The 6,178-nt window shown below is 41.7% G+C and carries 8 protein-coding genes; 5 read left to right on the top strand and 3 right to left on the bottom strand.

Features of this window, described 5'->3' with window-relative positions:
- The 3 genes from VXK47_RS06545 to VXK47_RS06555 form a co-directional block, all read left to right on the top strand.
- Nucleotides 1–250: hypothetical protein (locus VXK47_RS06545; RefSeq protein WP_435547970.1), on the top strand; the 250-nt coding region annotated here is incomplete at its 5' end.
- 23 nt (nucleotides 251–273) lie between these two features.
- Complete coding sequence (locus VXK47_RS06550) at nucleotides 274–693, top strand: PIN domain-containing protein (RefSeq protein WP_435547971.1); 420 nt, start codon at nucleotides 274–276, stop codon at nucleotides 691–693.
- Complete coding sequence (locus VXK47_RS06555) at nucleotides 690–926, top strand: YlcI/YnfO family protein (RefSeq protein WP_435547972.1); 237 nt, start codon at nucleotides 690–692, stop codon at nucleotides 924–926. The genes VXK47_RS06550 and VXK47_RS06555 overlap by 4 nt, the downstream gene beginning before the upstream one ends.
- A gap of 45 nt (nucleotides 927–971) precedes the next feature.
- Here VXK47_RS06555 and yefM read toward each other — a convergent pair whose 3' ends face one another.
- The 3 genes from yefM to VXK47_RS06570 form a co-directional block, all read right to left on the bottom strand.
- Nucleotides 972–1,253 (bottom strand): YoeB-YefM toxin-antitoxin system antitoxin YefM, encoded by a 282-nt coding sequence (gene yefM / locus VXK47_RS06560; RefSeq protein ID WP_435547973.1) that lies wholly within the window; start codon nucleotides 1,251–1,253, stop codon nucleotides 972–974.
- Nucleotides 1,254–1,536: 283 nt separating this feature from the next.
- Nucleotides 1,537–2,607, bottom strand: a complete 1,071-nt coding sequence (locus VXK47_RS06565; protein ID WP_435547974.1) for a hypothetical protein — start codon at nucleotides 2,605–2,607, stop codon at nucleotides 1,537–1,539.
- Nucleotides 2,597–4,924, bottom strand: coding sequence for an SNF2-related protein (locus VXK47_RS06570; RefSeq protein WP_435547975.1), 2,328 nt, complete (start codon nucleotides 4,922–4,924; stop codon nucleotides 2,597–2,599). The genes VXK47_RS06565 and VXK47_RS06570 overlap by 11 nt, the downstream gene beginning before the upstream one ends.
- Nucleotides 4,925–5,155: 231 nt before the next feature.
- Between VXK47_RS06570 and VXK47_RS06575 the strand changes: the two genes are divergently transcribed.
- Nucleotides 5,156–5,329, top strand: coding sequence for a tyrosine-type recombinase/integrase (locus VXK47_RS06575; protein ID WP_435547976.1), 174 nt, complete (start codon nucleotides 5,156–5,158; stop codon nucleotides 5,327–5,329).
- Between the two features lie 471 nt (nucleotides 5,330–5,800).
- Nucleotides 5,801–6,178: IS3 family transposase (locus tag VXK47_RS06580; protein ID WP_435547977.1), on the top strand; the 378-nt coding region annotated here is incomplete at its 3' end.

Genomic DNA, 6,178 nt, shown 5'->3' on the forward strand with positions numbered 1-6,178 from the left:
TAGCATTGGCGGTTTGACTAATCAATCGTATTTTGCGAACGTCCTCTGCTGCATGAGACAGATCACTTGTGGTTTGCTTTCCGATGCGTGGCCATGCATGGGTCCAAAAGCGGTAGAAAAACGAACCCATCAAATGCTTTATAAGTTCACGCCCGTGCCGGGCGTACACCAAAAAAGGCAGCCGACGCAAAAAGCCGCGCGGCTGATTTTTACGTTCTGTCTAAAAATGATATTCCTTGACCATGATTAAGATGGTATGATATATAATACCGTATGAAAATCGTTATAGATACAAATGTGCTATTTACAGCTTTAAAATCCCAGCTTGGCGCTTCTTACAAATTGGTTTCTCTTATACCAAGCAAGAAATTTTCGATTGTAATATCAGTGTCTTTGATTATTGAATATGAAGATGTTCTGAGGCGTGGAAAGCTCCCAAATTCAATTACTGAAAAAGACATCACCGATTTTATAGATTTTTTATGCTATGTCGGAGAACATCAAGAAATTTTCTTCCTCTGGCGACCTTTCTTGCCTGATTCTTCCGATGACCTTGTTCTGGAAGTTGCGGTTGCAAGCAGCTGCGATGTGATTATAACATATAATAAACGTCATTTTAAAAACGTGGAAAAATTCGGTTTAAGAATTCTTGATCCAAGAGAATTTCTTACCGAGATAGGAGTGATATCATGAGTACCTTAAGTTTGCGTATTCCAAACTCTCTACATGAACAGATAAGGCAATTAGCTAAGCAAGAAGGAATTTCAATTAATCAATTTTTAGCTTCTGCTGCCGCTGAAAAAATGTCCGCACTATTGACTGAAGAATATATTCAAGCAAGGGCAAAAAGAGCGAGTTTGAAAAAATTCCGAAATGTGCTCAAAAAGGTACCTAATTCGAAACCGGAAGATTATGATCGTATATAGACAATAAATTGTACAGAACAAACGGGTCGAGCAGACCGGGACTCGTCACTCTACGAGCTCCTTTTCAGTCCCTTTTCCGTTCTCAAGCTGGGCAATAGATTCTATTAACCGTCTTGTGTTTTTTGGCGACCGTAAAAGGTAGGCTGTCTCTTCAAGGGCTTCATAGTCTTCGAGTGACATAATGACCACGGAATCCCCAGTCTTCCGTGTTACAATTACCGGGGCATGTTCCCTACAGACTTTTCCCATTGTTTTTGCAAGATTTTGCCTTGCCGCTGTATAGCTTATCGCATCCATTTGGAACCTCCTGTACAGCTTATTGTACATATTGGAACCTCCTGTACAGCTTATTGTACATATAAAAAGGGCGTTGTCAAACGGATATTTCGAGCCCCAACACGCCAGTGCACCAGATGCAAAAAGCCGGGGCCTTTATTAACGGCTTTGGATTTATCAACTTTATCTGCTTTTGCCAAAAAAAAGGATCAATATCAAACTTTTACTAGTGATTAATGAGAAGTGATATGGCCTATGATTTTAAGAGATTAAGAGAGGGCATCCTGTTGAAGTAACCAGAAAAGTAAAGGGTGTTATATATCCCGCCATTCGTTTATACCTTTTTGCCGCAAACCCGGCAGCCAAACCGGCATTGGGGACATAACGCATGCAGCGCATCGCAAAAACCGATATTGTAAGTACCGGCTCCACATCCTTCGCAAACCAGCGGATCGACGGATTTTATGGTCGGATTATATATAATTACAAGTTTTCTGGTTTTCCTGCCGATGGCTACGTTGTAAATTACTTTAACGGCCGGAGAATTAAGGATCATGGCGCCGCACAGAGCAAGCCGTGTTTTAATGCTGTATTTATTAAAAAGGTCGTCCTTTTTTTTCTCAAGTTCAAGGGGAATCAATCGTATCTTCTCGTTACGGTCCGATATTAATTGGTCTGAAAGACCCGGCCTCTTCAAGCTGTTTTCCATTTCCTGCTTCATCCCGGTGTAATACTCGTTTAAATTTTCAACATCCCGTTTAAACCGTCTGTTCATGCTGGTCTGAAAAGGTTTAATTTCGTGGGCAAGCGCAACAGGCGCATTTTTTTCGACCGCCCGAATCAATTTATTAATTGCGTCTTTCTCCGGAATGATTTTACGGTTTTTTTTGTCTTCAAATCTCTTTTCAACAGAATACAGAAAATCTTCCATCCCTGCAACAGGAGCGCTTGTTTCAAGATTAAAGCATAAAGAAACCATACCTTCCTTCTGTTCATCGCTTTGAGCCGTATAGCGACATGAAAGAACTATGTACTGGATCATTGCCGAAGCAACGGTTTCAACAGTTCCGGAAGCGCCGTTAAATGAAAACCGGTCAGCAATCAGCCTGTCAAAGCCCTGGCTTTTGATATAATTAAAATGCAAGTTGCATTCAACCACCGGTATGGCATCACAGACATGATTTAAAATTTTCTCAAGAAACAAGGAGCCATAAGCTATTCCATATTCACCCTGGGCATCTGCCCCGGTTTGAACCAGAATATGATCCGGTGTATTTAATTGAGCGGCCAATTCCTCAGGAAGCAGCACTTCTATCTGATTTGAATTGTTTTCCGTTTCTGCGCCATAAGTCTGAAAAAAATTACGGGTAAAACCGTAAAGTGTCTGTTCGGGACTAGAGCTCATAATTTTCTCCAAAAAGGTCTTTGTCGAGTTCACGTGTTTTTTCATGCTGGCTCTTGGAACGCTGCAACCGCACTCCAAGATCGGCAAATCCTTTTTCCCGTTCTGCTTCAGATGTAGCATTGACCCAGATGTCGTAGATAATATCTTCAAATTCGGCTTCTTCTCTGATACGGCCTATAATCATATCAACCTCGCCGATGACCATTTCAAACATGTTGATTTTACGGTCAAGAATTTCAAGGATATGATCCTCTATGCTTCCGGCATTGCACAGATTATAAATCATAACCTGTTTATCCTGTCCGATTCTGTGAATTCTGCCGATCCTCTGTTCAATCTTCATTGGATTCCAGGGAAGGTCATAATTCACCATCTGACAGCAGAATTGAAGATTGCGGCCTTCTCCGCCGATCTCGGTTGTTACCAGAATATCCCTTTCCTCCTGAAAAATACGGATCTGTTCATCTTTTGCAGAATTATCCATGCTGCCGTGGAAAAGTGCATGAGGAATATCATTCCAGGATAAAAATTCGGAAAGCTGTTCAAGGGAACCTATGTATTTCACGAAAATAATTATTTTGCCCTTTTGTTTCTTAATCAGCTTAAGAAGCGTTCTGTTTTTCCCGGTTTCTCCCATAATAGTGCGGCACAGGTTAAGGATGCTCCTGATATCATTCCGACTGTCTGCCGGCAGGTCTTTTCCCGCAAGAACCCGTGCAAGAGTAACTTCAAGAGCCCGGGGCGATGATCCTGCTTCAGCCAGAAGGTTTTTAAGCAAAAGCCTGTTGCCGCTGCCGTTTGTCCGGTTGATGTTGCCAACCAGTTGAATCACACGTTCATACAACTCATTTTCATTGGGATCAGGTTCCACGCGAAGAGTTTGGGCAAACCTCGGAGGAATGTCAATTTTGGCCAAAGCTCTGGTATTTCTGATCATCACCTGGCTTAGGAGTTCTCTTAATATTCTCTTGTTTTGAGGGCTGGTGGGATCTCCTTTTGTCATAAATTCGCGGCGGAATTCCGCTGATGTTTTTAATTGACCTGGTTTTAACAGCGTAATCAGGTTGTATAACTCCATAAGGTTGTTCTCAACCGGCGTTGCTGTTAAAAGCAGCAAAAATCTCTTTTTAAGGGCGTTAACCAGTTTCCAGTTAAGTGTACTGCGGTTTTTCAGATGATGGGCCTCGTCAACAATTACCAAATCATATTCCCTGTCCGTAACCCTGCTGAAGTTTTTTGTTGATTTAGCCTGGTTGATAGACGCCAGAATAAACGGACTATCCCAGAAATCGTCGCTGTTTTTATATTCAGGGTCATCGGTAGATGGAAAATCAAGGCCGAATTTTACGCTCAGCTCTTCCCGCCACTGGCTGACAAGCGGGTTTGGCGTAAGAACCAGAGCTGTTTTCACCATTCCCCGCTGTATATATTCCTTAAGCACGATTCCGGCTTCAATAGTTTTTCCAAGCCCCACCTCATCGGATAACAGGGCGCGTCCCCTGAAAGTTTTCAGCACTTTTCTGGCTGTTTCCTCCTGATACCAAAACGATTGAATACCTTTAAGGGAAGGAAGGCAAATCAGATTTTCAAAAGAATCCATAAAACGAATCCGGTGACCTTCCATAACCAAGTCATAAAGACCGATTGTTGCGGCATTTCCGTTTTCCGCCAGGCTTTTTGTGAAAGATAAAGTATCAATCGTCAATGTCGCAGGGATATCGGGCAAATCCGGTTCTTTTGGCTTGGAAGGCGATGGCAGGCTCTGTTTTTCCAGGACAGGTTCGGGATTGTCCTGCTTTTTTACAGGGTGCTTAATTGGTTGAACCGGTGTTGCTTTTATTGTTTCAAGTTCGAAACGGCAATATTGCTGGACATCTTTTAACTGAGTTTTGATCCGGCTTCTATTTGGCTTTTTCATTTCCGGCAGACGGGCAAACATCATATCCGAGATATCCAGGGCATCCTGAAATCGCTTTTCGGCTATAAGAGTATTAATATAAAGCGGTAAGTCATCATTATCCAGCTTACCCATCCGGTGTAATTTATCCAATCCGGTCAACAAAACATCTTTTCTGCCTGTTTCCTGTCCAATGATTATTAAATCTCTGAAATAATATTCATTTGAAGGGCTGAGCTTTATAGCCTTTTGCAGATATATCAAAGCTTTTTCAAAATTTTTCGAACTTATCAACCACCTGGCTTCATCGTAATAGAATTCAGATTTCAGGTTTTGATTTTCCGTATGCTGTGTTTTACGGTGGTTAAGCTTTTTTACCTTTTCCCTGGCTTTACGTTTTTCTGCTTTTGTTTTCGCCATTTTTAAATTTAAACCGATTTGTAACTGAAATTTATCAGTGCATAAGAGACGCTGTTAAAAGTTATTGCCGGGCAAATACTATAACGAAAATTTATAATTTCAACTTATAGATTTGATTATTAGCGGCTGCAATAAAAAAGTTACGCTTAAGGAAAAGATTTTAATTGGAGTCAGAAAACAAATAAGTGGGTTTCTGGGCCATATAACGAGTGGAAAAAAATAATACGGACCTTGTGCAGCAAGTCTGATGTACGATATTTTCGTTTCCACGCTCTTAGGCACTTTGGAGCTTCGCTCCTGGATACTGCTAATATTCCCATTGGATCGATTCAGCGGATTTTAGGCCATAAAAATCGTCTGACCACTGAAATTATACCTTCATTCCATTGGAAGCTCAGAAATTGATACCATGAAGGTGTTCGACAGGGAAATTGGGGTAAAGTCTCACACAGAACAAAAAAAAGTTATAGCCGTAAAGCCATAACTGCTTGAATTCACTGGCGCGCCCGGCCCGATTCGAACGGGCGGCCTACGGATTCGAAGTCAAGACCCCCTAAGCTTCACAAACTCCTCAAATTTATTTAAGTATTTGTTTTATCTATTTATCCGGTTTTTGCTTATCTTGGGAAAATTTCCACAGACTAATCCACAGACTAAATTCAGTTATTGAATGGATTTTTCTCTTTAAAAATGAAAATTTTTCATCCATAACCACTCGCCTCTTCTTTTATACAGATTGACATTTGAAGTCAAGATGGAGCGAGACATATTAAAAAAAGCGGCAGAGTACTTTGCGAAGGAGTCGCAGCGAGGTGCGCGATGATAAAGAAGCTGCGGCTCAGGTATTCAGTGCCATTGCTACATAGGATATTGGACGTGTCAATAAGTGGCTATTATGCATGGCTTAACAGGAAGCCTCCGGTTCACTCCCAGGAGGAAGCAAGGCTTGAGGCCGGGATAAAAGCAGCGCATAAGCGTACTCGGAAGACATGCGGAAATGAACGACTTCAGAAGGATCTGTCCGAGCACGGGGTAAAGATAGGGATATACCGTGTAAGAAAGATTCGCAAGAAACTGGGGATAAAGTGTAAGCAGACAAAGAAGTTCAAGGTGACAACAGATTCAAAGCATAATCTGCCTGTAGCTGACAATCTGCTTAATCAGAAATTTGAAACGACATCTCCGAGCCGTATATGGGTATCCGACATCACGTATATCTCGACAGATGAAGGCTGGTTATATCTTGCCGGTCAT

The sequence above is a fragment of the Desulfobacterium sp. N47 genome (genome assembly GCF_051233685.1).
Taxonomy (GTDB): domain Bacteria; phylum Desulfobacterota; class Desulfobacteria; order Desulfobacterales; family RPRI01; genus RPRI01.